The 25,762-nt window shown below is 63.9% G+C and carries 20 protein-coding genes; 5 read left to right on the top strand and 15 right to left on the bottom strand.

Annotated elements, in window-relative coordinates:
- Window positions 1-3: 3 nt before the first annotated feature.
- The 3 genes from V1280_RS37390 to V1280_RS37380 are packed head-to-tail and all read right to left on the bottom strand — an operon-like array spanning window position 4 to window position 3,807.
- Window positions 4-2,265 (bottom strand): xanthine dehydrogenase family protein molybdopterin-binding subunit, encoded by a 2,262-nt coding sequence (locus V1280_RS37390; protein ID WP_334535619.1) that lies wholly within the window; start codon window positions 2,263-2,265, stop codon window positions 4-6.
- Complete coding sequence (locus V1280_RS37385) at window positions 2,258-3,313, bottom strand: FAD binding domain-containing protein (RefSeq protein WP_334535618.1); 1,056 nt, start codon at window positions 3,311-3,313, stop codon at window positions 2,258-2,260. Before V1280_RS37385 ends, V1280_RS37390 begins: the two co-directional genes overlap by 8 nt.
- Window positions 3,310-3,807, bottom strand: a complete 498-nt coding sequence (locus tag V1280_RS37380; RefSeq protein WP_334535617.1) for a (2Fe-2S)-binding protein — start codon at window positions 3,805-3,807, stop codon at window positions 3,310-3,312. The genes V1280_RS37385 and V1280_RS37380 overlap by 4 nt, the downstream gene beginning before the upstream one ends.
- A gap of 241 nt (window positions 3,808-4,048) precedes the next feature.
- Here V1280_RS37380 and V1280_RS37375 point away from each other — a divergent pair, with 241 nt between their 5' ends.
- Both V1280_RS37375 and V1280_RS37370 read left to right on the top strand, forming a co-directional pair.
- Window positions 4,049-4,687, top strand: a complete 639-nt coding sequence (locus V1280_RS37375) for a TetR/AcrR family transcriptional regulator (RefSeq protein ID WP_334538505.1) — start codon at window positions 4,049-4,051, stop codon at window positions 4,685-4,687.
- 65 nt (window positions 4,688-4,752) lie between these two features.
- Window positions 4,753-5,160 carry a DUF4864 domain-containing protein gene (locus V1280_RS37370; RefSeq protein WP_334535616.1) on the top strand — a complete coding sequence of 136 codons (408 nt, stop codon included), beginning with the start codon at window positions 4,753-4,755 and terminating at the stop codon, window positions 5,158-5,160.
- On the opposite strand, the gene V1280_RS37365 is transcribed toward V1280_RS37370, so the two are convergent.
- Window positions 5,157-6,368, bottom strand: a complete 1,212-nt coding sequence (locus V1280_RS37365; protein ID WP_334538504.1) for an MFS transporter — start codon at window positions 6,366-6,368, stop codon at window positions 5,157-5,159. The two genes, V1280_RS37370 and V1280_RS37365, sit on opposite strands and share 4 nt — an antisense overlap.
- 340 nt (window positions 6,369-6,708) lie before the next feature.
- On the opposite strand from V1280_RS37365, the gene flhA reads away from it, so the two are divergent.
- On the top strand, window positions 6,709-8,850 hold the full coding sequence (gene flhA, locus V1280_RS37360) for a flagellar biosynthesis protein FlhA (protein ID WP_334535615.1): 2,142 nt from the start codon (window positions 6,709-6,711) through the stop codon (window positions 8,848-8,850).
- Window positions 8,851-9,144: 294 nt separating this feature from the next.
- Complete coding sequence (locus V1280_RS37355) at window positions 9,145-9,345, top strand: hypothetical protein (protein ID WP_334535614.1); 201 nt, start codon at window positions 9,145-9,147, stop codon at window positions 9,343-9,345.
- 1,052 nt (window positions 9,346-10,397) lie between these two features.
- On the opposite strand, the gene V1280_RS37350 is transcribed toward V1280_RS37355, so the two are convergent.
- From V1280_RS37350 to fliI, 9 genes are all read right to left on the bottom strand, one after another.
- Window positions 10,398-11,291: a hypothetical protein gene (locus V1280_RS37350; RefSeq protein ID WP_334535613.1), complete on the bottom strand. Its 894-nt coding sequence runs from the start codon at window positions 11,289-11,291 to the stop codon at window positions 10,398-10,400.
- A 336-nt stretch (window positions 11,292-11,627) separates the two neighbouring features.
- A complete protein-coding gene (locus tag V1280_RS37345) occupies window positions 11,628-12,854 on the bottom strand; it encodes an NAD(P)/FAD-dependent oxidoreductase (protein WP_334535612.1) in 1,227 nt (408 codons plus the stop codon).
- 19 nt (window positions 12,855-12,873) lie between these two features.
- The gene (locus V1280_RS37340; RefSeq protein ID WP_334535611.1) at window positions 12,874-13,809 is read right to left on the bottom strand and encodes a formylglycine-generating enzyme family protein; all 936 of its coding nucleotides are present in this window, start codon (window positions 13,807-13,809) and stop codon (window positions 12,874-12,876) included.
- Window positions 13,810-14,087: 278 nt separating this feature from the next.
- The gene (locus V1280_RS37335; RefSeq protein ID WP_334535610.1) at window positions 14,088-15,047 is read right to left on the bottom strand and encodes a helix-turn-helix transcriptional regulator; all 960 of its coding nucleotides are present in this window, start codon (window positions 15,045-15,047) and stop codon (window positions 14,088-14,090) included.
- 275 nt (window positions 15,048-15,322) lie between these two features.
- A complete protein-coding gene (locus tag V1280_RS37330) occupies window positions 15,323-16,741 on the bottom strand; it encodes an IS1182 family transposase (protein ID WP_334534338.1) in 1,419 nt (472 codons plus the stop codon).
- Between the two features lie 94 nt (window positions 16,742-16,835).
- Entirely contained in the window at window positions 16,836-17,921 is a 1,086-nt protein-coding gene (locus tag V1280_RS37325; RefSeq protein WP_334535609.1) for an anti-sigma factor, read from the bottom strand.
- 206 nt (window positions 17,922-18,127) lie between these two features.
- Window positions 18,128-18,673, bottom strand: a complete 546-nt coding sequence (locus V1280_RS37320) for a sigma-70 family RNA polymerase sigma factor (RefSeq protein WP_195800050.1) — start codon at window positions 18,671-18,673, stop codon at window positions 18,128-18,130.
- A gap of 183 nt (window positions 18,674-18,856) precedes the next feature.
- Window positions 18,857-19,276, bottom strand: a complete 420-nt coding sequence (fliJ, locus tag V1280_RS37315; RefSeq protein WP_027532755.1) for a flagellar export protein FliJ — start codon at window positions 19,274-19,276, stop codon at window positions 18,857-18,859.
- A gap of 120 nt (window positions 19,277-19,396) precedes the next feature.
- Window positions 19,397-20,722 (bottom strand): flagellar protein export ATPase FliI, encoded by a 1,326-nt coding sequence (fliI, locus tag V1280_RS37310; RefSeq protein WP_334535608.1) that lies wholly within the window; start codon window positions 20,720-20,722, stop codon window positions 19,397-19,399.
- A 439-nt stretch (window positions 20,723-21,161) separates the two neighbouring features.
- Between fliI and ctrA the strand changes: the two genes are divergently transcribed.
- On the top strand, window positions 21,162-21,863 hold the full coding sequence (gene ctrA / locus V1280_RS37305) for a response regulator transcription factor CtrA (RefSeq protein ID WP_007600544.1): 702 nt from the start codon (window positions 21,162-21,164) through the stop codon (window positions 21,861-21,863).
- 89 nt (window positions 21,864-21,952) lie between these two features.
- Here the strand turns inward: ctrA and V1280_RS37300 are convergent, their stop codons facing one another.
- On the bottom strand, window positions 21,953-23,536 hold the full coding sequence (locus tag V1280_RS37300) for a hypothetical protein (protein ID WP_334535607.1): 1,584 nt from the start codon (window positions 23,534-23,536) through the stop codon (window positions 21,953-21,955).
- 69 nt (window positions 23,537-23,605) lie between these two features.
- On the bottom strand, window positions 23,606-25,432 hold the full coding sequence (locus tag V1280_RS37295) for a CHAT domain-containing tetratricopeptide repeat protein (RefSeq protein ID WP_334535606.1): 1,827 nt from the start codon (window positions 25,430-25,432) through the stop codon (window positions 23,606-23,608).
- Between the last annotated feature and the right edge of the window lie 330 nt (window positions 25,433-25,762).

The raw sequence follows: 25,762 nt of genomic DNA, 5'->3' as shown, positions 1-25,762 counted from the left end.
CCTTCAGCCCTTCGTCAGCAGCTCCTCGATCCTGATCGGGAAGCGGCGCACCCGCACGCCGGTCGCGTGCCAGACGGCATTGGCGACCGCACCGGCGCTGCCGGTGATGCCGATCTCGCCGACGCCCTTAATGCCGAGCGCATTGACGTGCGGATCGTGCTCCTCGACCGTGATCACGTCGAGCGGCGGCACGTCGGCATTCACCGGAATATGGTACTCGCCAAGATTGGCATTCATGATCCGTCCGCTGCGGCGGTCGGTGATGGCCTCCTCGTGCAGCGCAAAGGACATGCCCCAGATCATGCCGCCGAACAGCTGGCTCTTCACCAGATGCGGGTTGACGATGCGCCCCGCAGCGAACGCACCGACCATGCGGGTGACGCGGATCTGGCCGAGCTCGGGATCGACCTTCACCTCCGCAAACACCGCGCCATGGGCGTGCATCGCATACTCTTCCATCGCCGCGGGATTTGGCGCGCCGGTGCCACGGGCCTCGACCTCGGCGACGCCGGCACGTGCGAGGATCTCGGCATAGCTCTCACTGCGACTCTCGTCGTCGCGCCGGATCAGACGGCCGTCGCGCGCGATCACGCCGGCATTGCCGGCGCCAAACAGCGGCGAGCGCTCGTCCTTCGTAGCGAGATCGGCGAGCTTTGCGATCACGGCAGCACCAGCGCTATGGATCGCCGCACCCGCGGTCGCCGTATGCGCCGAGCCGCCGGCGATGCCGGCGTCGGGCAGATCGGATGTGCCGGCCTTGAACGTGACGCGCTCGATATCGAGCCCGACGGCGTCGGCTGCGATCTGTGCGAGTGCCGTCCAGGCACCCTGCCCCATGTCGTGGGCACCAATCTCCATCGCACCCGTGCCGTCACGGCGGATCGCCGCGCGCGCTTCGGCCTGGAACATCAGCGCGGGGAACGTCGCGGTGCCCATCCCCCAGCCGACCAGCAGTCCGGCATCGTCGCGCATCTGTCGCGGCTGAAGCGCGCGCTTCGCCCAGCCGAAACGCGCCGCGCCCTGATCGTAACAGGCACGCAGCGCTTTCGAGGAAAACGGTTTTCCCGTGATCGGCTCGACCTCGGCATAGTTCTTCAGGCGGAAGGCCAGCGGATCCATGCCGCAAGCCCAGGCCAACTCGTCGATCGCGCTTTCCAGCGCAATCGACCCCGTCGCCTCGCCCGGCGCACGCATGAACAATGGCGTGCCGGTATTGACGCGCACGGCATCGTGCGAGGTGCGTATCGCAGGCGCGGCGTAGAGCGTATGCGACGCATCGGCGGCCGGTTCGTAGAAATCGTCGAACGTGCTCGACACGGTGCGCGCATGGTGATCGAGCGCGGTCAGGCGCCCCTCGCCGTCGGCGCCGATGCGCAAGCGCTGACGCGTCGGCGCACGATGGCCGACCGGGCCATACATCTGCTCACGGCGCAGCACGAGCTTGACCGGTCTGCCGACCAGCTTGGCGGCCATCAGGCCGAGCACGGGAGGGCCGGCCATGAGCCCCTTGGAGCCAAAGCCGCCGCCGAGGAACGGGCTGCGGATGTGGATCTTGTCATGCGCGATGCCGAATAATTCGGCGACGCGCGCCAGTGACAGCATGAGACCCTGGGTCGGCATGTCGATCTGCACACTGTCACCATCCCAGTGAGCGACGATCGCGTGCGGCTCCATGGCGTTGTGATATTGCGCCGGGGTCTCGTAAATCGCATCAATCTGCTTGTCGGCCGAGGCAAGGCCAGCCTCGACATCGCCGTGATGGTTTTCGGTGGGATTTCCGACCCCAACGACGGGCGGCACAAAACTTTCGCCGGCATCGAGCCCGACGAGCGCAGGCAGCGTCTCATAGCGCGGCGCCAGCAGTACCGCGCCTTCCGTCGCCGCCTCGAGCGTCTCGGCGATCACGACGGCGATGGGCTGGTTGGCGTAGCGGACCTCATTGCTCTGCAACACCTCCATCCGGAACACGAATGGATTGGTCTTGATCTCCGGATCGATCGCGAGCTGCGGCTTGTGGTCCGGCGTCATGACGTCGACGACGCCGGGATGACGCCTGGCGGCGGCGACATCGAGCGAGGTCACGCGGCCATGTGCGATGCTGGACACCGCCATCACCGCAAACAGCATACCGGGCGGATGATTGTCGGCGGCGTAGGTCGCCTGCCCTTTGACCTTGAGCACGCCGTCGCGGCGGGTCAGCGGCTGGCCGATGCTCGAGCCGTGGCGGAGATGGGCGGGAGCGCTGGTGAGATTGAGCTCAGGCATGGATGGCTCCAGACGTCGAAGCAAAGGGGGATGCCGGCAACGCGGCGATACGCGCGGGCGTACCGGCTGCGGCAAGGGTCAGTGCGCGCACGACGATGCGGCGTGCGAGCTCGATCTTGTAGGCGTTGTCGCCGGACGGTTTTGCGTCGGTCAGCGCGCGCCAGGCGGCTTCCTGGAAGACATTTGCCGTTGGTGCGACGCCTCTCAGCACATCTTCCGCGGCCCGGGCACGCCAGGGCTTTGCGGCGACGCCGCCAAGCGCAAGCCGTGCCTCCGCGACCTTGCCGTTCTCGATCCGCAGCGCTGCCGCGGCCGAGACGATGGCAAACGCGTAGGACGTACGCTCGCGAACCTTGAGATAGCGCGCATGCGCGGCGAAACCACGCGCCGCGGGCGGCAGGCGCACCGCGACGATGAGATCGCCTGGTTCGAGCGCGGATTCGCGTTGGGGCGTATTGCCGGGCAGGCGGTGCAGTTCGTCGAGCGCGATCTCGCGACGACCGTTGCTGCCTTCGATCTCGACGATGGCGTCGAGCGCCACCAGCGGCACGCAGAAGTCGGACGGATGCGTCGCGATGCAGTTCTCGCTCCAGCCAAGCACGGCGTGGGTACGGTTCTCGCCATCGCGGGCATCGCAGCCGCTGCCGGCCTCGCGCTTGTTGCAGCGGCTGGCGGTGTCGTAGAAATAGGCGCAACGGGTCCGCTGCAGCAGATTGCCGCCCACGGTGGCGGCGTTGCGCAGTTGCGCGGAGGCGCCAGAGAGAAGCGCTTCGGCAACGGCCGGGTAGGACTTTGCGAAGTTCGCGTCATGCGCGAGATCGGCGTTGCTGACCAGCGCGCCGATGCGCAACGATCCGTCAGCGAGGGTCTCGATTTGATCTAGTCCATCGAGATGCGTGACGTCGACAAGTCGATCCGGGCGACTGATATTGCCCTTCATCAGATCGAGCAGATTGGTGCCGGCAGCAAGATAAGTGGCGCCCGGCTGGGCGGCGGCGGCAACGGCCTCTGCGACCGTGGCGGGCCTGACATAATCGAACTGTTTCATGCGGAGCGCCTCTGGTTGGACTCGTCGGCACCGGCCTGCGCCTCGAGCACGGCATCGACGATGCCGGCATAGGCGCCGCAGCGGCAGAGATTGCCGCTCATGCATTCGCGGATGCGTTCGGGATCGTTGCCGGCCTGGGCTTCCTGCATCATGCCGATGGCGCTCATGATCTGGCCGGGCGTGCAGAAGCCGCACTGGAATCCGTCATGGGCGATGAAGGCGGCCTGGACGGGGTGAAGCTGGTCGCCGCGCGCAACGCCTTCGATGGTGAGGATATCGACGCCATCATGGCTGACGGCGAGTGCGAGGCAGGAATTGATGCGCTTGCCGTCGACGAGTATGGTGCAGGCCCCGCACTGGCCGCGGTCGCATCCCTTCTTGGTTCCGGTGAGATGGAGGCGCTCACGCAGGAGATCGAGCAGCGTGACGCGCGGATCGTCGAGGACGAAATCGCGCCGCGTGCCGTTCACGGTGAGGCTGATGGAGTGGTTCATATAAGGCTCCGATCAGATATGGACATGGCTCATCGCCCGGCGCGCCACCGCCGTGGCCACCGTCGATCTCGCGCCGCCCGGGACGTGGGTCCAGACCGGCACATGCCAAGATACGGAGGCACCCTCCGCTTAACAAGGGCCGCCGGAAAATAATTGGAATTCGTCAAAAGCCCGTGCGCAGACAACGCGGTGCAGCCCTGCAAGGGTTCAATCTAACCAATTCGTGATCTACATTACCGGCATGGACGACCATACCGACCAGATCCGAAAGCCCCGCGCCGATGCCGTGCGCAATCGGGAGCGCGTGCTCGAGGCGGCCAAGGTCGTGTTCAACGCCGGCGGCCCCGAGGCAAGCCTGGAGGCCGTGGCCAAACGTGCCGGCGTCGGCATCGGCACGCTCTACCGGCATTTCCCGACGCGCGAGGATCTGTTCGAGGCGGTGTACCGTCGTGAGGTCGAGCAGCTCAGCGAGCTTGCCGAGCAGCTCAAGAACGCCAAGGATCCAGTGGACGCGCTCCGGCGCTGGCTGCGTTCCAATGTCGAATTTGTCGCCACGAAAAAGGGCATGTCGGCCGCATTGGCGCTGACGTTCCAGAGTTCTTCGGACCTGGCGGCCTTCTCGATGGACCGTCTGACCAAGGCGATCGGCTCGCTGCTCGACCGCGCGGTCGCGGCAGGCGAAATGCGCGGCGACGTCAGCCCGCACGACCTGCTCAGGGCTCTCGTCGGCATGTGCTACATGCACGACCAGCCCGGCTGGCAATCCTCGGTGCTGCGGATGCTCGACGTGTTTGTCGACGGTCTTCGCGTGCAGCCCGTCGCCGGCAGTAAGGCGCGCACCGCCAAGCGTGCGAAGCCGGCGGTGAAACGGAAGCGATAGCGTCTCCGTATCTCCCATGGTCATGCTAGGATCAGCATCGCCGGGATTTCAACGCGGAGCCAGCCATGCGCATTGCCGCCTTGCTCGTCGTTCTCAGTATTGCTTGCAGTCCCATCTTCGCGCGCGCCGACGATGTCGCGACAGCGCAAGGCGTGATCCGGGCTCAGGAACAAGCTTTTGCGCGCGACGATGCGGCTGCGGCCTATTCCCAGGCCGCGCCGGCGATCAAGGAGATCTTCCCCGCGCCAGACATCTTCATGTCCATGGTGCAGAAGGGCTACGCGCCGGTCTATCGTCACAAGAGTTTCGAGTTCGGCGAGAGCAAGATCGAAGGCAGCTCAATCGCCCAGCGCGTTCACATCATCGATGCCAATGGCGAGGCCTGGGAAGCGCTCTACACGCTCGAGCAGCAGGCGGACGGAAGCTACAAGATCACCGGCTGCTCGCTGCTGAAGGCAGGACAGGCGGTCTAGGTTGCGAAGTTCGGATCCGTCTTGACCCAATTCATCCGCGAGCGGATCAGCAGCGTCAAGACGATGCCGATATTGAGGGCGTTCCACGCCACGCCGTTGGCGAACGCAGCCGCGTAGGAGCCGGTGGCATCGAAGATGATGCCGGACACCCAGCCGCCAAAGGACATGCCGAATACGGAGGCGAAGATCACGATACCGACGCGGGTTGCGGCTTCGCTGGCCGGCATCGCCTCGCGCACGATGATGGCGTAGCTCGGCACGATGCCGCCCTGGAACAGGCCGAACATCGCGGAGATCAGATAGAGCGAAGTGAGGCTGTCGAAGAACAGGTAGAACACCAGCGCAAAGCCCTGCGCCAATGCTCCGATCAGCAGAGTCGGAATGCCGCCGATCTTGTCGGCAAGATAGCCCGAGCCGATGCGGCTGGCGATGCCGCAGGCCATCATCAGCGACAGCATCTCGGCGCCGCGCGCCACGCCATAACCGAGATCGCCGCAATAGGCGACGATATGCACCTGCGGCATCGCCATGGCGACGCAGCAGGAAATGCTGGCGATCGAGAGCAGCACCGTCAGCGTGTTGGTCGAGAGCCTGAGATCTACGCGCGGCGGCGCCGCGTTGGCGTGATTGCGGACCTTGTCGTCCCCCATTTTCGCGCGCAGGACCAGCACCAGGCTCGACATCAACAGCACACACACGAGCGCGATGCCGATATGGGTGGTGCGCCAGCCGATGGTCTCAATGCCCGCGTTCACGAGCGGCGGCCATATCGTGCCGGCGACGTAATTGCCGCTCGCGACGATGGTCACCGCCAGGCCGCGATAGCGCTCAAACCAGTGCGAGGCCTCCGCCATCAGCGGCGCGAAGGTCGCTGATGTGCCGAGCCCGATCAGGAAATAGGCGGCGACGAACTGCCAGAGCTGGGTCGACAGTCCCGCCAGCGTATTGGCGACGCCGAGAAACACAATGCTGATCGCCATCGCCGGCACGATGCCGAACTTGTCGGTGATCTTGCCGGCGATCACGCCACCGAGCCCGAAGCCGAACATCATCAGTGTGAAGGCCAGCGACACCGCGCCGCGCGTGGCGGCGAATTCGGCCTGCACGACGGGAATCACCACGACGACCGCCCACATGCCGACGCCGCCGATCGAGCCGATCAGCAGTGCGAGCAAAAGCCGCACCCAGGCCTGACGGGAGTCAGGGATGAATGAGGCCGGTCTTTGTGGTGGGTGATTTGGTGCATGCACGGCGCGGAAACCTCTCTGCTGCGAGGTCCGCGGTCAAGCAGCGTGGCGCGATAATAGGCATGCGCGGTGCACTGCAATAGAATGCCCTTCCCCGGCACTTTTCCGGCGCCCCTTGTTAACCCTTTGCTAACCATACACCGGGCAAAAATTGCCCAGTGGAGTCGAGTGTCGTCAGCCGGGTAGAACGGGAGTTCCCGTGGACGCCAGTGCGGTGCCTCACTTTCGAAACGGCGGCCCATCGGCCGCCGCGCAGACGTTTGGGGCGCGCGGACGGCAGTCGCGCGGGGGAGCAGCTACCATGGTCGACGTCACCGCGGGACAAGGCGTAGGCGGCACGAACGCCGGCTTCCCGACCGTTTCCGAAATCGTCACCATCCTCAAGCGCGGCGACATCGCGCTCGCGCTCGGCATCCTCACCATCCTTGTGGTGCTGATCCTGCCGCTGCCGGCGATCGTGCTGGACCTGTTCCTGGCGATCTCGATCACGCTGTCGATCCTGATCCTGATGACCTCGCTGTTCATCCAGGCGCCACTGGAATTCTCCGCCTTCCCGACCATCCTGCTGATCTCGACCATGCTGCGGCTGTCGCTCAACATGGCTTCGACCCGCCTGATCCTGTCGCACGGGCACGAGGGCACGGATGCCGCCGGTCACGTCATCGAAGCTTTCGGCAGCTTCGTGATGGGCGGCAATTTCGTCATCGGCATCATCGTCTTCGCCATCCTGATCATCGTCAACTTCGTCGTCATCACCAAGGGTTCGGGCCGTATCGCCGAAGTCGCCGCCCGCTTTCACCTCGACGCCATGCCCGGCAAGCAGATGGCGATCGACGCCGATCTGTCCGCCGGACTGATCGACGAGAAGGTCGCCAAGGAGCGCCGCAAGGCACTGGAGGACGAGAGCGGCTTCTTCGGCGCCATGGACGGTGCCTCGAAGTTCGTCCGCGGCGACGCCATAGCCGGCCTTTTGATCGTCTTCATCAACGTCGTCGGCGGCATGATCATCGGCGTCGCGCAGCAGGGCCTGTCCTTTGCGGACGCCGGGCGCAGCTACACGCTGCTCACCGTCGGTGACGGCCTCGTCACCCAGGTGCCGGCGCTGATCGTCTCGACCGCGGCGGGCCTGCTGGTCTCCAAAGCCGGCGTCTCGGGTGCGGCCGACAAGGCGCTGATGAAGCAATTCTCCGGCTATCCGCAGGCGCTGGCGATGTCATCCGCGGTCATGCTGGTGCTGGCCGCGCTGCCGGGCATTCCGACCATCCCCTTCTTCCTGCTCGGCGCCGGCGCCGGCGCACTGGCCTGGCAGGCCCGCAACCGCAACCGCGCGACGGCCAAGGCCGAAGCCGTTGCAAAGGCTGCCCCTGCTGCCGGGACACCCGGTGCCCCCGGCTCCGCGGCGGCCGAGGAGCCGATCTCGGCGGCGCTCAAGATCGACGACCTCAAGATCGAGCTCGGCTATGCGCTCTTGCCGCTCGTCAACGGTCCCGACGGCACCGATCGCCTCACCGAGCAGATCAAGGCGCTGCGCCGCTCGCTCGCGATCGAGATGGGTTTTGTGATGCCGGCGGTGCGCATCCTCGACAATGTCCAGCTCGAAGCCAACACCTACATCATCAAGATCAAGGAGGTCGACGCCGGCACCGGCAAGATCTGGCCGAACCAGTTCATGGTTATGGACCCCGGCGGCAGCCAGGTGCAGGTGCCCGGCATCCACACCACCGAGCCGACCTTCGGCCTGCCCGCGACCTGGGTCGACGCCAGCCTCAAGGAGGAGGCCTCGCTCAAGGGCTATACCGTCGTCGACGCCGCGACCGTGCTCTCGACCCACCTCACCGAGCTGCTCAAGGCCAACATGTCGGACCTGCTCTCCTATGGCGAGGTGCAGAAGCTGCTCAAGGAGCTGCCGAAGGAGCAGAGCGAGCTGGTCAAGGACATCGTGCCCGCACAGGTCACGGTCTCCGGCATCCAGCGCGTGCTCCAGCTGCTGCTCGCCGAGCGCATCTCGATCCGCGACCTCTCGACCATCCTCGAAGGCATCGCCGACTCGCTCGCCTTCTCGCGCAACCCCGCGACCATGGTCGAGCATGTCCGCGCCCGCCTGGCGCGGCAGATCTGCGCGCAGAATACGTCGTACAACGGCTACCTGCCGCTGATCGCGCTGTCGGCGCGATGGGAGCAGGCTTTTGCCGAATCCATCGTCGGCCAGGGCGAAGAGCGCAGCCTCGCGATGCAGCCCTCGAAACTGTCGGAGTTCATGACCGGCGTGCGCGAGGCCTTCGAGCGCGCCGCCCGCGAAGGCGAGGCGCCGGTGCTGGTGACATCTGCGGCAATTCGTCCCTTCGTCCGCTCCCTGGTCGAGCGGTTCCGGGCCCAGACGACCGTGTTGTCGCAGGCCGAAATCCACCCACGCGCGAGGTTGAAAACGGTCGGAAGCATCTGATTTGCCTTAAGAAGCCGTGTGTTTTTCGGCCACAGGCAAATGGTTTTTGAGTTCCTGGCGCCTTGTCGACCAACTGCTGATAAGGCGCCACCAAAGCACATTACCGCTTTGAAATAATTGCGAAATCGAACGATCAAGATCCATTTTTGATCGCGATCTTTCACGTCCTGTCACGCTCTTGTGATCGCCCCTTGGGAACGAATCCCCCCAATACTAGGTTGTTGGGCACCGGAAGCATGAACCTGCCTGACAAAGGTGGCGACTACTTCGGGTAGATGGCGGCAGGAGCCTTCCATGAACCACTCGATTTACAGCGCAGATCGCTCGACCCACTTGAAGATCGTGGCCGTGGCCCTCGTTGCGGGGATCGCGGTGGCAGGGTTCGGCATCACCGCACGCACTGGTTCGGACGACGGATTGACCCAGACCGCCCGCGTCATCAAGGCCGGCAAGCCGGTTGTGATCACCAGCTCGAACGCATCGCTCGTTCGCTAAGGAGATTTGAGTTTCAGGAATTCACGCGGCTCTTTACCAGCCCCCCAAAGTCGCCACGTGGATATGTAGACGACCCCAACCCCAAGTCGACTACAGAAAGCGCCCGCCCCCCACGGGCGCTTTCTCATGTCTGGGGTAGGTCGCGTCATTGCGGGCACACGCGCCAAATTCATAAAGCCCAGCCTTCCCTTCTCATTTGTCCCGGACGCGCTGCAACGCTCTTGGCGTTGCTGCGCAGAGCCGGGACCCAGGAAGCCACACAGCGCGCTGATACATGGGCCCCGGCTCTGCAGCGCACCGCTGAAGAAGCGCTGCGCAGCGTCCGGGGCACGAGACCTGATCTTCAGCGATAGACATAACTGATCATCCTCGCGGCTCATTTCGCCCGAGCTTTGCTTCAATGCCTTACCCTCAAATGAAAGAGGGCGCAGGGAAGACCGGGTGCCGGCTGGCACCCGCGGTCCACTGTGCGCGGTAACAGTCAGAAGATTTGCACAGCGGCATACAGGTGAAGCCAAAACATCCGGCCTTCCCTGCGCAGCGGTTTGACGGCTTATGTCGTGCTCTCCCCGGGGAGCGATGCACTATTGCCCCCGTCGTCTCGCAGATGACTGATGCGCGCGCCCGGTTGGGCGAGACGCATCACCACGAGACTTGGCGCACAGACCCCGGGCGCCAGGACCACACGATTTTGCCGTACGCTGATCACACCGGTCGTACGCGCGAGGCCTTCGCTCACGGTTGCCCGCCCTGCAAAACCCTTCGCGCCGATGTGGCCTGCGCCCACCACAGTCCGGCCCGCGTCGTGACGATCGCGATACGCCCCTCTTCCTTGGGCCGGGTTGCATGACACATACGCCGTTTCCGAATTTCGGTAAAGTGGAATATTTTTAGTGGCGCGGATTGACCCGCTAATTGACTGTTTTGCCCGTCGGGCAACGCAAGGGCTTGTAGGCGGGCCCACGATAGATGGAGGCAACCTCTGCGTTGTTCAGGTCAGGGGCCGATTTGGCATGCTGCAGGTAGGGTCACCAACCGCGCGTTCTCGCGGTCTATAACAGAGCTTGGAGCAGGTCTTCGTACTCGCCTGCCGTCAGGCGGCCGCTGTTTGCGAGGTCCTTCAGCCTCTCGATAAATTGTGCGGACGCTGCGAGCCGCTCCTCGCCCCGTAGCTCAGCGAGCCACTCGGGATCGTCCCCTTCATACAGCAGCATGTCCGAGATGAGCGGGGTCTTGGCGAGCACATCATGACTGCCGGCCGACCGCGCTTCATAGGCGTCAAGCCGCCGCCACGCTTCTAGACGGCGTTCGAGCCGTGCGCGGAAATCCTCACGCAGTCTCGCCTGGAGCTCGTCCGCCGTATAGGTGCGCCAGCCCAACGAGCGCATGATCTCCTTCATTCGCAAGACATGCTTCGCCGCCTCGGCCTTGGTCGGCGCGCCTCCCGGATACTCGCCGAACTTGAAGTCAAGATAATCCTCGCCCTTGTTGCGAAGGCACGCGAACATATCGTGGAGCCCTTCGAGCAGGCCGATCTCGCGCGCACCGATCCGCATCCAATCAAGATGCGCCAGCATCTGGTGGGCGACGGCCGCGAACTTGTCGTCCGCCAGCGCCTCGACGAACGGCCGGTGCAGGGCGAGGTCGCGTTCGAGCTGAGCATCGCTCTCGCCCCCCGGCGGTTCGTATCTGAGGTCCTGCGAGGCACGATCGACAAAGACGACGTCGGTCGCGCGAATGTCGACATCGCCGATGATCCAGCGCTTGTCGCCCCGGCCTCTACGTCGCCACCAACCTGTGGTCCGGCCCTGGACGTCGCCGCGCGTGCCGTCGGGAAGCAAAGCATTTCGCGCCCAGAGGGGGCTCGTTTTCTGTCCGATGCAACCCCAACGCATGGTCGCAACGCCGTGTTTCGTGCGGCATCCGATCCGGTTCGATTCGATCACGACGGGTGCGTTCGTGTCCGGCGAAAACGCGGCCCATGGTGCGTATTTCCGCTCATGCAGTGGCTCGCCGATCCAACGCCAGACAAGCTTCGAGTGCCACAGGCGATCGCGCCACCTCTTTAGCATCCAAAAGGGACGGTGCAGCACGCTATAGCGAAGCTGCTCGAACAGCGTCAGGTCGAGCTGCAGAAAGCGCTGATAAGGATACCTTCGCATGTCGCCCCCCTCTCGACCTGGCGGCGAACGTGCCGGATCGACCTTAAAACAGTTTTAAACCTTGGGGCCGCCGCAGGAGAAGCCGTTGCAGCGCGGCTTCTCCTTGATGCACCGACTGTCTCAACGACGCGGCGCCCCATAGGTGGGCGGCGGCGCCTGCACCGTCGGCGCGGCCGCAGCAAACAGCTCATCCTTGCTGCCGCTGAGCGGAGGATAGATGCGCTTGCGGTTGATGGTCTGCTTGGTTGCCTTGGCGGCCTGGCCGGTCGTTCGCACCTCGCGGTCCCAGCCTTCCGTGTAGAGTGCGCCCCAATCGCCGAGATCGAGCACGGTGACGTACCAGTCGATCCGCAGCGGCAGCATCGGCTGGCCGACAAGATCAGCCACCACATTGTGACCGGCGAAGCGGCCCATGGGTCGGGCGAACTGGCAGGACATCACGGTCGGATGCAAGCCATCGACCACGCTGGAGGCGACATCGCCGGCGGCGAAGACGCCGGGCAGATCCGCGACCCGCATGAAGGGATCGACCAGAAGGCGCCCGAGGCGATCGCGCGCGCCCGGAAAGTTTTCGGCGAGCCGGCTCGCACGCAGCCCCGCGCACCAGATCACCGTCTGCGTTGCGACGAGCTCGCCTGAGCTCAAGCGAACACCGGCAGCTTCGATCGACGCGACACGCACGCCGAGCCGCGTTTCGACATCGAGCGAGGCCAGCGCCGTCTCGATGACGGGACGCGCCTCCACGCCGATCGTGGCGCCGACCGCGGGATTGGAATCGACCAGGATGATGCGGCGACTGCCGGTGATGCCGGCGCGCACCAGCCGGTCAGGCATTTCGGCGGCAACCTCGATGCCGGTGAAGCCGGCACCCACCACCACGATTGTCGATCGTCCCGGCGACGGCGCGCTGCGCCCGAGCGAGACAAGGTGGTCCTCGAGACGAAGCGCCGCAGCATAGGTATCGACGTCGAACGCATGCTCGGCCAGGCCCGGAATATCGGGACGCATCACTTCGCTGCCGAGTGCAAGCACGAGGCGATCATAGCTCAGCGTCTCCTCGCCGCTGCTCGTGACGAGCGCGATCTGGCGCCGCACCGGATCGACCGCCTCGACCTCGCCGATACCGTGCGTGACGCCGATCGGATCGAGCAGTTGCGGAAGCTGCAACGCGACCTCGCTGAGATCGACCTCGTAATTGCGTACGCGGATGTTGTGGTAGGGATTGCGGTCGATGACGCGGATCTCGATGTCGCGGCCCGCGGCACCGATCTCGTCGCGCATGCGCGCGGCACCGATGGCCGCCCAAAGGCCAGCAAACCCGGCGCCGAGTACCACGATACGCGCCATGTCGTTCCACCACGCTTTGTTACGGACCAAGCGTTCTTGCCACGCGCAAGCTCATATAGCTCATCCGGTTCGGCGGACCAGACCACATTCGCGCAGCCGAGCGGCGGGTCTGCAGGGAACGGCTGGCCGCGCCGCCGCGCAGGACGCGGCCCTTGCAGTCTCCCATGACCCACGCGGAGCCATCCGTCGGAGCGCCGACGTAATTGTCGTGCCAGCAGTCCTCGACCCAATCGTATACGCTGCCATGGACCTCGTAGAGCCCGAAAGGATTGGCGGTCCGGGGCGTCGCCGATATCACCGACGCCATCGCGATGCCGATGTCGGCGATCAGATCGGCTGCCGTCGCCTCGGTCAGCTGTGGATCGAGTCCATCGCCCCACCAGAACGCGGTGGTGGTGCCGGCGCGCGTAACGTATTCGCGCTCGGCTTCGCTCAACAACCGGTAAGTGCGGCCGCTCGTACGCGAGAGCCATTGCACGTAATCCCTCGCCTCCTCCCACAGCACCCCGGTGACGGAATCGCGCGCCTGATCGGCCGCCACCTCGGCCTGGTGGCTGCAGCCTTTCGCCTTCACGCAAGCGTTCCATTCGTCGCACGTCACGGGCGAACGTCCGACGCCAAGGCGCTGCACCGTCACCTGATGCTGCGGCCGCTCGTCCTCCGTGCTGCCCGGCTCGCTCGCGCTCGCGCCCATGGTGAACCTGCCGTCGGGAACGACCACCATCTCCGGACAATGCTGGCACTCCCTGAAGCGATCCTTCGGCCGAAGTGCGGCTTCCTCGCTCCGCGAGAGCGGCTTTGGAAGGCGCATGTCCAGCACCGAGGAATCGGTACTCGCCAAGGCGAGGCCGGGTTGAGAACCCTGCTGCATGGTTTGCGCCGACGCGAGCGGCGCCGAAAAACCGGCAATAAGCAACGCAAACAGGGCAAGCGGCCGGTCAATGAATCTGACCATATGGCCCTCCTGGTCACAGCGTGACGGTCAATGATCTGTTTCAAAAAAGCGCTTCAAAAGACGGGCGCGTCCGCCATCAATGGCAATGTCGCTGCCGCGGAACATGCCGCAGCAGGCTGATCAATCCGGCGATGATGTCGTGTGATTGTTTCAGGCCGGTGTCGCTTCGCACAAGAAACGGTTTCGTGGCGAAGCGTCTTGCGACGATCAGCGCGACAGAACGTCTCGACGTCACGCGCCGGCGCCGATCGGCAAAAGTAGATTGCGGGGCCGGCCGCTCAGGCCTCGCGCAGTTCCGACGGCGTCGCGCTGAATCGCTTGCGGAAGGCGCGATTGAAATAGGACAGGTCCGCGAAGCCCGAGGAATGCGCGATGTCGCTGATCTTGCGCGCCCGCGCGCGGGGATCGCCGAGCAATTTTCGCGCGAGCAGCAAACGCTGCTCCAGCACGAATTCGGTGAAGGTGGTGCCGGCCTGCTCGAACAGCCGCTGCGCCTGGCGCGGGCTCAGCCCTGAGCGGGTGGCGACCTCGGACAGGCAGAGGTCGTTGCGGCCGAGTGCGGCCATCACGTCGGCGCGCATGAGATCGAGACGGGCCGCCGCATGGCCGCGACCGCGCGCGAGCGCCGCGTGCTCGGCATCGGTGCCGAGCAGCAGGCCGACGAGATCGACCATGTGCTGCGCGGTCAGGCGCTGGCCGACGGCGTCGAGATGCGGCGCGTGATGGGCGGCGAGCGCGTGATAGCGGAAGATGGTTTCGGCGACCGCACCGTCCGACAGAACCTGGGACAGCTTCTCCTCGGCGCGCGGATTGATGTCGAGCAGCGCGCGGCGCGGCATGCGGATGGTGGTGAAGCGGTTCTCGTCGGTGTGACCGACGCTGCCGGTGATGCCCATGTCGGCCAGCACCATCTGCGCCGGCGCAAGCTCGACGGTGTGACCGTTCTGCCGGATGCTGACGAGGCCGGCATGCGCGGCGATCAGCACGAGATCGTCGCTGCCGTCGGCGAGACCACTCTGCGTGCGCGAATATTGTGCGGAGGAGCCTTCGGGAATCGCGAGCGCGATATTGTCGACCACGCTGATCTGCAGCCGGCAATCGATGCTGTCGCCCTGGCTCGGTCCGATCTCGAGGCCACAGGACCCCAGGGCCCTGTCGCGCCAATGCTCGAACGCCGGCCCCTGCGGCAGGCCTGCATATTGGTGAACAAAGACGCCCGGCGGCTTGGCTGTATCCATCTGATTTCTAGCCCCTCTCCGGCACCATGATCGGCGATGCCGACTGCGAATTCCGGGCATTTGACGCCTGGAAATGCATGGAGGTTCAAATCACAGGTGAATTCAGCAAGACTTGTCGGATTACGACGACGAAATGGACCCGGGCGACAAATGATAGGCTTGTAGCGGCCGTTTAAAGCCCCGATGCCCCCACGGTCGTCGTCCTGGCGAAACAGGCCGTGCGAGAAGTCGCGCTGGAAGCTGGGACGATTGAGCGGGAGGCAAAAGTACCCCTGTCAGGCCGCAGATGGTGCCAACGCTCCCAGCAAGGCCGGCACGCCGAGGATGTTGGCCACCCGCTTGAGATTGTAGCAGAGGACACCCAGGGCGAGCTCGGCTTTTGCCTTTTTCAACCCCTTCACCAGGAAGCGCGGACCGGCCATCAGCCATTTCATGGTTCCGAACGGATGTTCGACGGTCTCCCGCCGGTGCGTCATCCAGCTCGGATCGGCGACGGCCCGCCGGTGCATCGCTTCACGCTCATCCTCGTAAAAATGACGCACGATCACCCGCCGCGCAGCGTTCGTGCACTGCGCCTTGAGCGCGCAGGCGCCGCACGCCCGGCTGGCGTATTCCTTCTGCTGCTGGGTCTGCGAAGTCTTGAACAGGCTCAGCGTCTCCCCGGCCGGACAACGCCAGGTGTCGCTCTCATGGTCGTAGCTGAACCGATCCCGGCTGAAGTATTGGGGGCCCTTCGGATTGACCACCTCTGGCCGCGGCACGATCGCGGTGATCCTGTCCTGCTCGCAGAGCGCCCCATGTTCGCCGTTCGAATAGCCGGTGTCGGCCACGACCGTGATCTCGTCGGCCTCGACCGCAGCCTTGCCCTGCACCGCCATCGGATGGAGCTGCTGCAGGTCGTTGCCCTCGTTCGTCAGATCGAACGCCACGATCAGCTTGTGCTCGGCATCGACCACGGTCTGCGCATTGTAGGCGACCGCGTGGCCGTGCGGCGTGCGCATCAACCGTGCTTCCGGCTCGGTCATGACCTCCTGCTTGAGCCCGCGCGCCGCCAGATCTTGCGCCTGAGCTTGTAGTTGATCCTTTTGCGCCTTGAGAGCTTCGATCGCAGCCGCAACATCGACAGGCTTGCCGACCGAGCCCGCCTCCGTCCGGTCGGCGTCGTCCATCGACGCCAGATAATCCGCAATCCGGCGGTCGATCGCCGCGTTCATCTTCGCGATACGTTGCGGCGTCACCACCTGCTTGCGGCTCGCCACCGCCGCGATCTTGGTCCCGTCGATCGCCAGCAACTCCGCCCCGAACAGCGACTGCTCCCCGCAGAACCCAATGAAGGCGCGGCATACCTTCACGATCGCTTCTGCATGGTCCTTGCGGAAGTCCGCTATCGTCTTGAACGACGGCGTCAGACGGTTGAGCAGCCACATCACCTGAATGTTGCGCCGCGTCTCGGCCTCCAGCCGACGGCTCGCCCGCACCCGGTGCAAGTACCCATAAATATACAGTTTCAACAGGTCGCCCGGCGCGTAGGGCGGTCGTCCCATCTCCTCCGCAATAGCCTTGGAAAACCCGAGCTGCTCCAACTCGAGCCCCGCGACAAACGCGTCGATCACCCGAACCGGATCGTCCCGGCCCACAGCTTCGTCCAGAACCTCCGGAAAAAGCGTCGTCTGGTATCGCGATTGTCCCGTCACGTGCCCCATCATCGCCTCGAATCAAGCCAAACCCAAAACACCATAACTCGCTGGGTTTTCACACAGCCTGGAAAGCCAGGACGACGATGGAAAGCTACTTCTTCGCGGGAACCTGCGGCTGGGACGGCGGCACGGTCTCGATCAGCTTGCCGGAAAACACCGGCGCCGAGGTCGGCTGGCCGTTGGGCGAGCCGCCCGACTGCTCGACCGTGACGGCATAGGTTGCACCGTTGACGACATCGGCATCGTAGCCGGCGAGCAACCGGCGTGCCGTGAAGTCGCCGCTGCCGATCACGCCCAGCGACCGCGGGCGCGGCAGCCTGTCGGAGATCAGCCAGAGCTCAAAGCTCTTGCCCGGCTCCGGCGTCGCGCCGACCTTGCGCACCGTGAAGTTCTTGGTCGCCCCGTCAATGGTGAGGATGAAGGCGGGACCGCCGCTCTGGCCCTGCAACAGCGCAACATATTGCGCGGGCGAAGACAGCGGCGCGGCCGGTGTCTTAAGCTCGACCGTCTGGATACGCGGTGCGGGCCGCAGCGCGCCCGGCAGCGCATCGGGCAGGAAGATCTGAAGCGACAGCGTCACCAGCAGCGCGGCCGCGAGCGCGCCCACGGCGGAGGCGATCGTGCGCCAGCGCTTCACGCGGCCCTCGAGATAGATCACGTTGCTACCGTCGACGACCGGCGCCTGCGTCACGGGCGCAACGCGCGGGTCGGGCGCATGGGTCTGCGGCACGAACTGCGGCGGGAAAATCGGAATGGCATCGGAGTTGGATTCGGGCGACGTCGACTGCTGCGCGTCCAGCGACGGAGCCTCTGTCGCTGAAGACTCTGTCGTCGAAGACTCTGTCGTCGAAGACTCGGGCGATGGAGGCTCCGGCGAATAGAACTCCGGCAGTGGTGGTGGCGGCGCCTCCGACAGCACCGGCGGCGCCTCGGTCGAATCCTGCGACGAGAGCGTCCGCGCGATCTCGCGCCGGATGTTCTCCCACACGATCGGCCGCGGCTCGATCGTGCCGACCATCTGATTGAGGACGCCGAGCCGGAATTCCCACGCCTGCACGATCGCGGCGAACTCCGGGTCCACCGCCATCATGGTCACGACCTGCGCGCGCTCGTCGGCATCGAGTGTGCCGAGCGCATATTCCGCGGCGAGCGCGATATGGTCCTCGCTGTAGGCCATCAATTTCTTTCACCTCTCCCATGGGGAGAGGTCGATTTGCTCCTGGCGATGCGAAGCATCGTCCAGTGCAAAGCGGGTGAGGGGTTCAGGTCCCAAGAAAGCGCGCAGCCCCTCACCCGGCTTGCATCTTGCGATGCAATCCGACCTCTCCCTATGGGAGAGGTGAAGAAAAGGCCCTGGGCCAGCACCTGCACTCTCATCATCCTCTAAAGTCCGAGGCACTCCCGGATATCCAACATGCTGCGCCGGAGCCACGTCTTCACCGTGTTGACGGGCGCAGCGAATTTCTCCGCCAATTGCTCGCGGCTCCAGCCGTTGTAATAGGCGAGAAGCACGAGCCGCTGACGATCCGGCTCGAGGCGACCAATGCATTCCAAGAGCCGCTTCAACTCCTCGGACATCTCCCGGCGCGCCAGGGGATCGGGACTGTCGGCCGCGACTTCCATCGCCTGCGGCTCCTCCTCGATGGAGGCTTCCGTCTTCTTGCGCACGATGTCGATGGCGCGGTTGCGCGCGATCGACGCCATCCACGTGATCGGCGATGACAACGTCGGATTGAACTGGCCGGCGCTGTTCCAGATCTTGACGTAGGTCTCCTGAATGACCTCCTCTGCGAGATCCTGTCGGCGCAAGATACGGAGGACGACGCCATAGAGTTTCGCGCGCGTGGCGCCGTAGAGGCGCTCGAACGCGGCCTGGTCGCGCTTCGCCACCGCCTCGATCAGCCCAACCAGCTCAGCTGGCGTCAGCATTCAGCCCCCCAACGCGCAGGCCTCGTCGCATCCCGCGCGGACCCCGGCACCCCACTACCATAGCGCGCGGCCGAGCCCCTCACCAAGGGGCGGCGCGCCACGCTGTGGACAGCGCACGCAAAAACCCGGACCTTGCGGGTCCGGGCTCGCACATTCTCTAGCGATTTTGACCGCTGGCTGCCGTCAGGCGACGGCGCCGATGCGGGAGCGCATCAGGCCGATGCTGTCGAGATCGGCCTGCTCGCGGGCGTTTTCCTCGGCGCGCTCGCGGGCCTGGTCACGCTCGTCCAGAAGCTCGACCTTCTTCAGCTCCTCGAAAGCCTCCCCGAGCGCGGCCTTGGCCTCCTCGAGCTGGCCCCTCAGCTCATCGGCCGAGCGGGTCAGGTTCTCGCGGCGCTGGATGGCAGCCTTGGCATAGGTCGGATAGGCGAAATGCGCGGGATCGTTGATCCCGGCGCGGTCCTGCTCGGTCTGGATCTCGCGATCCAGATCGGTCGACATCCGCTGGAAGTCGGCGATCATGGACTCGATCTGGGCGACCCGGCGGCGCTTCTCGTCGACCTGAAACTTCTTCAGGCGGATGAGGGTATCACGTGACTTCATCGACTCGTACTCCCCAGAAGTCCCTTAGCTGCACGTGGGACGACACCGGTCTCCCCACAGGCCCGATTGGGCCAAGACCGGCTCTGCTACTCTGTGGGATCGGATGATGACGGGACAAAGTTAGCGTTCCGTTTCCAAATTACCGAGGATTTGCGCCAACTGGCGGTAACCGTCGGCCAGCGAGGCATTTTCGTCCTTGCGCTGGCGCAGGAAGGCCTCCAGCGGCTCGTGCAGGCGGATCGCCTCGTCGACCTCGGGGCTGGAGCCGGCCCGGTAGGCGCCGAGCCGGATCAGCTCCTCCATGTCGGCGTAGGTCGCCATCACCGCCCGCGCCTTCTGGATGGTCGGCCAGAACTGCGGATCGGCCGATTTCGGCATGGTGCGCGACACCGATTTGAGGATGTTGATGGCGGGATAGCGGCCGCGCTCCGCGATCGAGCGCTGCATCACGATGTGGCCATCGAGGATGCCGCGGACGGCGTCGGCGATCGGCTCGTTGTGATCGTCGCCGTCGACCAGCACGGTGAAGATCGCGGTGATCGCGCCCTCCCCGAGGCCCGGTCCGGCGCGCTCCAGAAGTTTCGGCAGTTCGGTGAAGACGGTCGGCGTGTAGCCCTTGGCGGTCGGCGGCTCGCCCGCGGACAGCCCGATCTCGCGCTGGGCCATGGCGAAACGCGTCACCGAGTCCATCAGGCAGAGAACGTCCTGGCCCTCGTCGCGAAAATATTCGGCGACCGCGAGCGTCAGATACGCGGCCTGCCGCCGCATCAGGGCCGGCTCGTCGGAGGTCGCAACCACCACGACGGAGCGCGCCAGCCCCTCCTCGCCGAGGTCGTCCTGCAGGAATTCCTGGACCTCGCGGCCGCGTTCGCCGATCAGCCCGATGACGCTGACCGCGGCATCGACGTTGCGCGCAAGCATCGAGAGCAGCACGGATTTGCCGACGCCGGAACCCGCGAAGATGCCCATGCGCTGGCCGCGGCAGCAGGTCAGGAAGGTGTTCATCGCGCGCACGCCGAGATCGAGCGGGCTGCCGACGCGCTTGCGCGAATGCGCCGGCGGCGGCGAATTGCGATACGGCATCGGCGAGGCACCTTGCGGCAACGGCCCCTTGCCGTCGATCGGTTCGCCCAGCGCGTTGACGACGCGGCCGAGCCAGGCCGATGACGGACGCACCTGATTGGCGGCATTGGCGATCACAGCCCTGCAGCCGCGACGCACACCATCGAGGCCGGCGAACGGCATCACGACAGCGTTGTTGCCGGAGAAACCGATCACCTCGCAGGGGATGGAACGGTTGGCGCCGGTCTCGATCACAAGCCGCGCGCCGACCGACATCGCGTGGATCGGGCCGGCGACCTCGACCATGAGGCCGCGCACGCCGACCACACGGCCATAGATATTGACGCCGTCGATATCGCCGATCTGTTCGGCAAGAGCTTTCATAAAACAGCTTTCATGGAGCAGCCTTCATAAGAGGGCCTTCATAGGGGACGCGCCATCGGGGGCCTTCATGGCGAAACCCTTAAATTTCGCCATATTTCTGAACGGCGCTTAACTCCGTGTTTACCCGCATCGTTAATCATTGCGTCACTGTCTTTGTGACTGAGCGTGACTCCCCTTCAGAAGAAGGCTGAGTCGCGGGAGTCGGTTAGGCCCGTCTCTTAAAGTGGAACTTGAACGGAGCCGGATAACGAAAGCTGCTTCGCGCGCAAGACCTTAGGGCGATTCGACAAAAATTGCACCCGTGGGGACTTGCGTTCCAGAATCAGGATTTGTTAACCATCTGTTGTCAGGATCCGAATCAGTTGTTCAAAGGCGTTTTGTTGAGTGCCGCGAATGCGGCCGACCTGACGCCCAGGAGCGGCGACTATGGGGAACTGGCATGCGCGTTTTGCTGATTGAAGATGACAGCGCCGTCGCGCAGTCGATCGAGCTGATGCTGAAGTCTGAGAGCTTCAACGTCTACACGACCGATTTGGGGGAAGAAGGCGTCGATCTCGGTAAATTATACGATTACGACATTATCCTTCTCGACCTCAACCTGCCCGACATGTCCGGCTACGACGTGCTCAAGCAGCTTCGGGTCTCCAAGATCAAGACACCGATCCTGATCCTCTCCGGCCTCGCCGGCATCGAGGACAAGGTCAAGGGTCTCGGCGTCGGCGCCGACGACTACATGACCAAACCCTTCCATAAAGACGAGCTGGTTGCCCGCATCCACGCGATCGTGCGCCGCTCCAAGGGTCACGCCCAGTCGGTCATCCAGACCGGCGACCTCGTCGTCAACCTCGACACCAAGACGGTCGAGGTCGGTGGCCAGCGCGTGCACCTGACCGGCAAGGAATACCAGATGCTGGAGCTGCTCTCGCTCCGCAAGGGTACGACCCTCACCAAGGAAATGTTCCTCAACCACCTCTATGGCGGCATGGACGAGCCCGAGCTGAAGATCATCGACGTCTTCATCTGCAAGCTCCGCAAGAAGCTCGCCAACGCTTCCGAGGGACGCAACTTCATCGAGACCGTCTGGGGCCGCGGCTACGTGCTGCGCGAGCCGCACGAGGTCGAGGAGCGCATCCCCGCCTGATCCGTTTAAGTCGCGAAGCCCCTGTCGGGCTTGCTTCTCCCAGCCTGGACCCCGCCGCAAATGGCGGGGTTTTGTTTTTGGGGGCTTCGTCAGGCGCTCGCGAACGCAGGACTTACGAGAGGCGCGTTACTGACCGGGCAGCGCGCGGCCGCCTCGCGGAGCCGGCCGATCATCCCGTAGCCGATGATAAACCCGAACAAGAAGGTCGGCAGCACGAAGAACAGCAAGAACACCGATGGGGAAAGGTGGTCGGCGATTCCCATCACCGGTATCGGGGCGACCCGGTGAATAGCCAGCAGGACGAATAACATCAGCGTCATACCGCCACCAAAGACGAGGCCATCCCTCAACTGCCTCGTCTTTCGCGACCGTCTGTCCCAGGTTGAATCCTGCACCAGCAGGGCCGCCATCGCCCCAATGCCCCAGGGAAAGACCAAGACCGGCAGCTCGTGCAGCACGACATCTGGATAGGGTCCTTGCGAGAACTGAGCATGATCGAACCACATCTGGACCGGCAGCGTCAGCAGCGCCCCCAAGATCCCGACTGAGAGAATAAACCCGACTGGAAGTCGGCCGAAGATGCTTTCGTTCGCGAAAGCGAATTGCCGCTTGAAGTAATACACCAGCGAGAAGTTCACGATGAAGTAGAGCGGCGTCAGGATCAGCGTTCGCATTGCACCAGCGGACTGGTCTCCCGGCATCTCGATGATCTTGCCCGATGCGAGCAGCCACAGCAGGCACCAGACAAACGTGAATGCCGTTACTTTCGCCACAAATTTCATGATGCCAGGTGATGCCGGCTCCAGCGTGAATCCGATCTCGCCCAGCCTTCGCTTGCTGCGGTCGAGACTCCACTCGCCGGCCAGGGCAGCGCGCACCGCGAACAACATGAGATTGTTGAGAAGCGAGTCCATATCCTTGCGCAAATCCTCCAGCATGGCTCCTGCGGCCGTTTGAGCCGCCAGCTGAAGCTGGCTGACCGCACTGTGCCGCGTCGAAAGAGAATCGAGAGCCTGCCAGTCGTCCGGCTCGACCTGGCTTTCCTCCATGATCGCTCCATAGATATCCCGACTGTTCTTGAGCACGCGCACTGTGCGGAAGCACAGCACGTCGAACACGGCCAGAAGCTCCGCGTACCGCTCGGCGTTGCGCTCCATGAAGCTTTCCCGATCCGCAGCCCAGCGTTCGAGATGAACCATGATTGCCGATATCTTCATGAAACGGGATTGGATGGCGGTCGACTGCACCGCGCGAAAATCGTCGACCCGATAACCGATCCGCGCGAACCTGCGCTGCAAGACGGGTTCGTCGCTCTGGGACACCTGGAACGGGGATGCGGCCAACTCATCTCGCAAGGCGAGCGCGCCTGCGGGAATGCCGGCGAGGCCCTGGCAGAAATTGCGCCATGCCGCGGGAAGGATCGGGACGAGCCAGGCGAGAATCAGGAGCCAGATCGATGCAAGGGGCGGCAGCGCATACGAGAGCCCTTTATAGATGAGGACGAACGGAATCATGAAGGCGACCACGCCAAACGCAAACAGAGGCTTCGTCGTGTATGATCGCGTACCCTTGGAGGTGTGAAACCTGAACCAGTAGAACAAGGCAACGAGCGCCGGGCCGGCGAGCAGATCGAAGGTGAATTTCAACAATTCAACGAGCTTATCAAGCGACACGGCGAACTCCCATGGCTATGGTTCGCATGCCGGACACCTCGGCGCCCAGCCGTCTCTGTTCAGTAAAGGTCACGCGGCCAGATTTTCGATCCTGGTCTTCTGACCCGCGAAATCGGCGTTGTCCGGCGCCAGCGCGATTGCACTGTCCATGTCGTTCAGCGCCATCGCCACATTCTTTGACTGCGCGTACGCGTTGGCACGGGACGCCAGATATTTGGGCTCGTTCTCGTTCCTGGCGATGGCAACGCCGAATGCCTTGATCGCCTCCTCGAGATAGCCGCCCTTGTCGTCAGTCCCTGCCGCCATCATGCTGATGATGCCCTTGATCCAGTAGAATTCGGGATTCTCCGGATGAAGCTTGATGGCCTCGTTGATGTCGGTCAGCGCATTTTCGTGAAAGCCCATGGTCGCGTTGAAGTTGGCGCGACGCACGCGGTACTCCGCTTTGGTGGGATCCAGCTCCAGCATATAGGCGAAGCTCGCGGCGGCTTCCTTGATCAGCTTTTGCCTGTGTTGCAGCGTCCCAAGATCAAAGTACGCCTTGGCCAGGCGAACCGAGAGTTCGCCGTCGTCTTTCAGCAGCGTATGCAGTTCCGTACCGCTCCGGGTCAATTCCTCCAAAGCGGCGACCGTGCGCGGCGAAGCAGCGAGCGCGATCATGAACTCATCGCGCCGCCTCTGAAGCTCCTCCTTCGAGAACCGCGCCTTCTCGGGCGGGTCCGGCGGCGGCTGTGGATTTTCGACGTCGAATATCCTGCCGTCGGACGATCGCATGTAGAGAACCGGAATTCCCCACTCGACCCGCGACTTCTGCTGAATGAACTTGCGCGCCAGCATCACCGCATCGTCGATCGGCTGGTTCTTGGACAGCGCCTCATAAAATCCCTCCGACATCGAGATTGCGGCACCGTCGGTAATGGGAAATTGCATCGCGATCACCGCGGGCAGCCATCCCGTCTTCATCAACCCGATCGCCGGATTTCCAAACCGATCGCCGACATTGATCCTGGCGCTCTCGCAGCAATTGAGGACGATCAACCGAAGGCTCTTGCGCGCGCCGGTCAGCATTGTCGCCAGATCCGAGGCGAACCGTTTGACCGGCTTGCCGTCCTCGTCGACCATGACGATGAAACCGCGCTCGTTGAAGCTGTCAGCCTCGCCGCCCGGAATCTCGTCCTCGACCCCGCCGTGCCCGATGAAATGGAAGACGTGCCAGTCTCCTTCCAGGAGCTTCTTCATCAGGTCCTTTCCCGACCCGCCCGGGACCCACTGGAAATCCACCCTGCCCGCGTGCTGAAGGGCGTCGATGCCCTTGTTGATGCGTTCGCGTTCCTTGGCCACGTTGAGCTTGGGCCACTCACCGGTCGAAGGGTCGGAGATCATGCCGAGAATACGCAGCGGACCCTTGACGCCCATTCGTCCCACGGCGCCCACCGTGTCGAGATGCCGCACGATCGGTCGCGAGAGGCTCACGAAGCCGGGCTGGTCATTTTCGTCGAAGAGATATTCCCATGGCAGCCCGGCAAGCTCCGTCGCCTCGATGCGCAGCTTGATCCGGAAGTCGTCGGATTTGCCCTTGCTCTGCTGGTAGATATTCTGAATCGAGGGAACTTCGGTGAAGACGCTCCGGAAAACTCCACGCCCGAAATCCCGCAACACCTGTTCACCGCGCGTCGCGAGCCCCGAATGACTTTTGTCGTCGATTTCCAGAACTGCGTTTTCGAGCTCTCCGCGCAGTTTTGCCAGCACGCCGGGGGCGCTGAACCAGAACTTCAACCGGCTCTTCGGCGCCTCGCCGACCGGTGACTTGACGACCTTGCCATAATATTCCTGCGGGCCGCCACCTACCGGCAAATCGGAGCCAATCTCGAGTTCTAGATATTCGGCACTGGGCATAGCAGCCTCACTCGGCCAAGAACGACTTGAACAACACGTCTTTCAAATCCGGACGACCCGCCATCCGACGGGTATCTCCATGCGCATCAAAATCACCTGCGGCCTGGTCTCATCGAGGGTGCAACTCATGTGCTCCTTCACGACGGCGACAACGTCAATTCACAAGACTATCACATGCAACCTCGAGACGCATTTGTGAAGCATGTCTCACACGGCCCGAAAATTTGTGCAGCGCCCGGTGCCACCGGAGAGCCGGTTCGGTTTCTGGGGATCGAACCGTTCCGCCCGATACGGCGACCAAGCGATCGTGCCAGAATTCAGGCCGTCAAC

Origin of the sequence: Bradyrhizobium sp. AZCC 2230 (genome assembly GCF_036924495.1) — a bacterium.
GTDB classification, from domain to species: Bacteria; Pseudomonadota; Alphaproteobacteria; order Rhizobiales; family Xanthobacteraceae; genus Bradyrhizobium; species Bradyrhizobium rifense.
Note: the sequence above shows the minus strand (reverse complement) of the source record. Positions and strands in the feature narration are given on the sequence as shown.

What these genes read in the sequence shown, in the direction of transcription:
- V1280_RS37345 (WP_334535612.1), bottom strand. Translation starts at nt 12,854, where the DNA reads ATGGCGCGTATCGTGGTACTCGGCGCCGGGTTTGCTGGCCTTTGGGCG.
- V1280_RS37390 (WP_334535619.1), bottom strand. Translation starts at nt 2,265, where the DNA reads ATGCCTGAGCTCAATCTCACCAGCGCTCCCGCCCATCTCCGCCACGGC.
- V1280_RS37370 (WP_334535616.1), top strand. Translation starts at nt 4,753, where the DNA reads ATGCGCATTGCCGCCTTGCTCGTCGTTCTCAGTATTGCTTGCAGTCCC.
- V1280_RS37355 (WP_334535614.1), top strand. Translation starts at nt 9,145, where the DNA reads ATGAACCACTCGATTTACAGCGCAGATCGCTCGACCCACTTGAAGATC.
- V1280_RS37295 (WP_334535606.1), bottom strand. Translation starts at nt 25,432, where the DNA reads ATGCCCAGTGCCGAATATCTAGAACTCGAGATTGGCTCCGATTTGCCG.
- V1280_RS37335 (WP_334535610.1), bottom strand. Translation starts at nt 15,047, where the DNA reads ATGGATACAGCCAAGCCGCCGGGCGTCTTTGTTCACCAATATGCAGGC.
- V1280_RS37380 (WP_334535617.1), bottom strand. Translation starts at nt 3,807, where the DNA reads ATGAACCACTCCATCAGCCTCACCGTGAACGGCACGCGGCGCGATTTC.
- fliJ (WP_027532755.1), bottom strand. Translation starts at nt 19,276, where the DNA reads ATGAAGTCACGTGATACCCTCATCCGCCTGAAGAAGTTTCAGGTCGAC.
- flhA (WP_334535615.1), top strand. Translation starts at nt 6,709, where the DNA reads ATGGTCGACGTCACCGCGGGACAAGGCGTAGGCGGCACGAACGCCGGC.
- fliI (WP_334535608.1), bottom strand. Translation starts at nt 20,722, where the DNA reads ATGAAAGCTCTTGCCGAACAGATCGGCGATATCGACGGCGTCAATATC.
- ctrA (WP_007600544.1), top strand. Translation starts at nt 21,162, where the DNA reads ATGCGCGTTTTGCTGATTGAAGATGACAGCGCCGTCGCGCAGTCGATC.
- V1280_RS37320 (WP_195800050.1), bottom strand. Translation starts at nt 18,673, where the DNA reads ATGCTGACGCCAGCTGAGCTGGTTGGGCTGATCGAGGCGGTGGCGAAG.
- V1280_RS37375 (WP_334538505.1), top strand. Translation starts at nt 4,049, where the DNA reads ATGGACGACCATACCGACCAGATCCGAAAGCCCCGCGCCGATGCCGTG.
- V1280_RS37385 (WP_334535618.1), bottom strand. Translation starts at nt 3,313, where the DNA reads ATGAAACAGTTCGATTATGTCAGGCCCGCCACGGTCGCAGAGGCCGTT.
- V1280_RS37340 (WP_334535611.1), bottom strand. Translation starts at nt 13,809, where the DNA reads ATGGTCAGATTCATTGACCGGCCGCTTGCCCTGTTTGCGTTGCTTATT.
- V1280_RS37325 (WP_334535609.1), bottom strand. Translation starts at nt 17,921, where the DNA reads ATGGCCTACAGCGAGGACCATATCGCGCTCGCCGCGGAATATGCGCTC.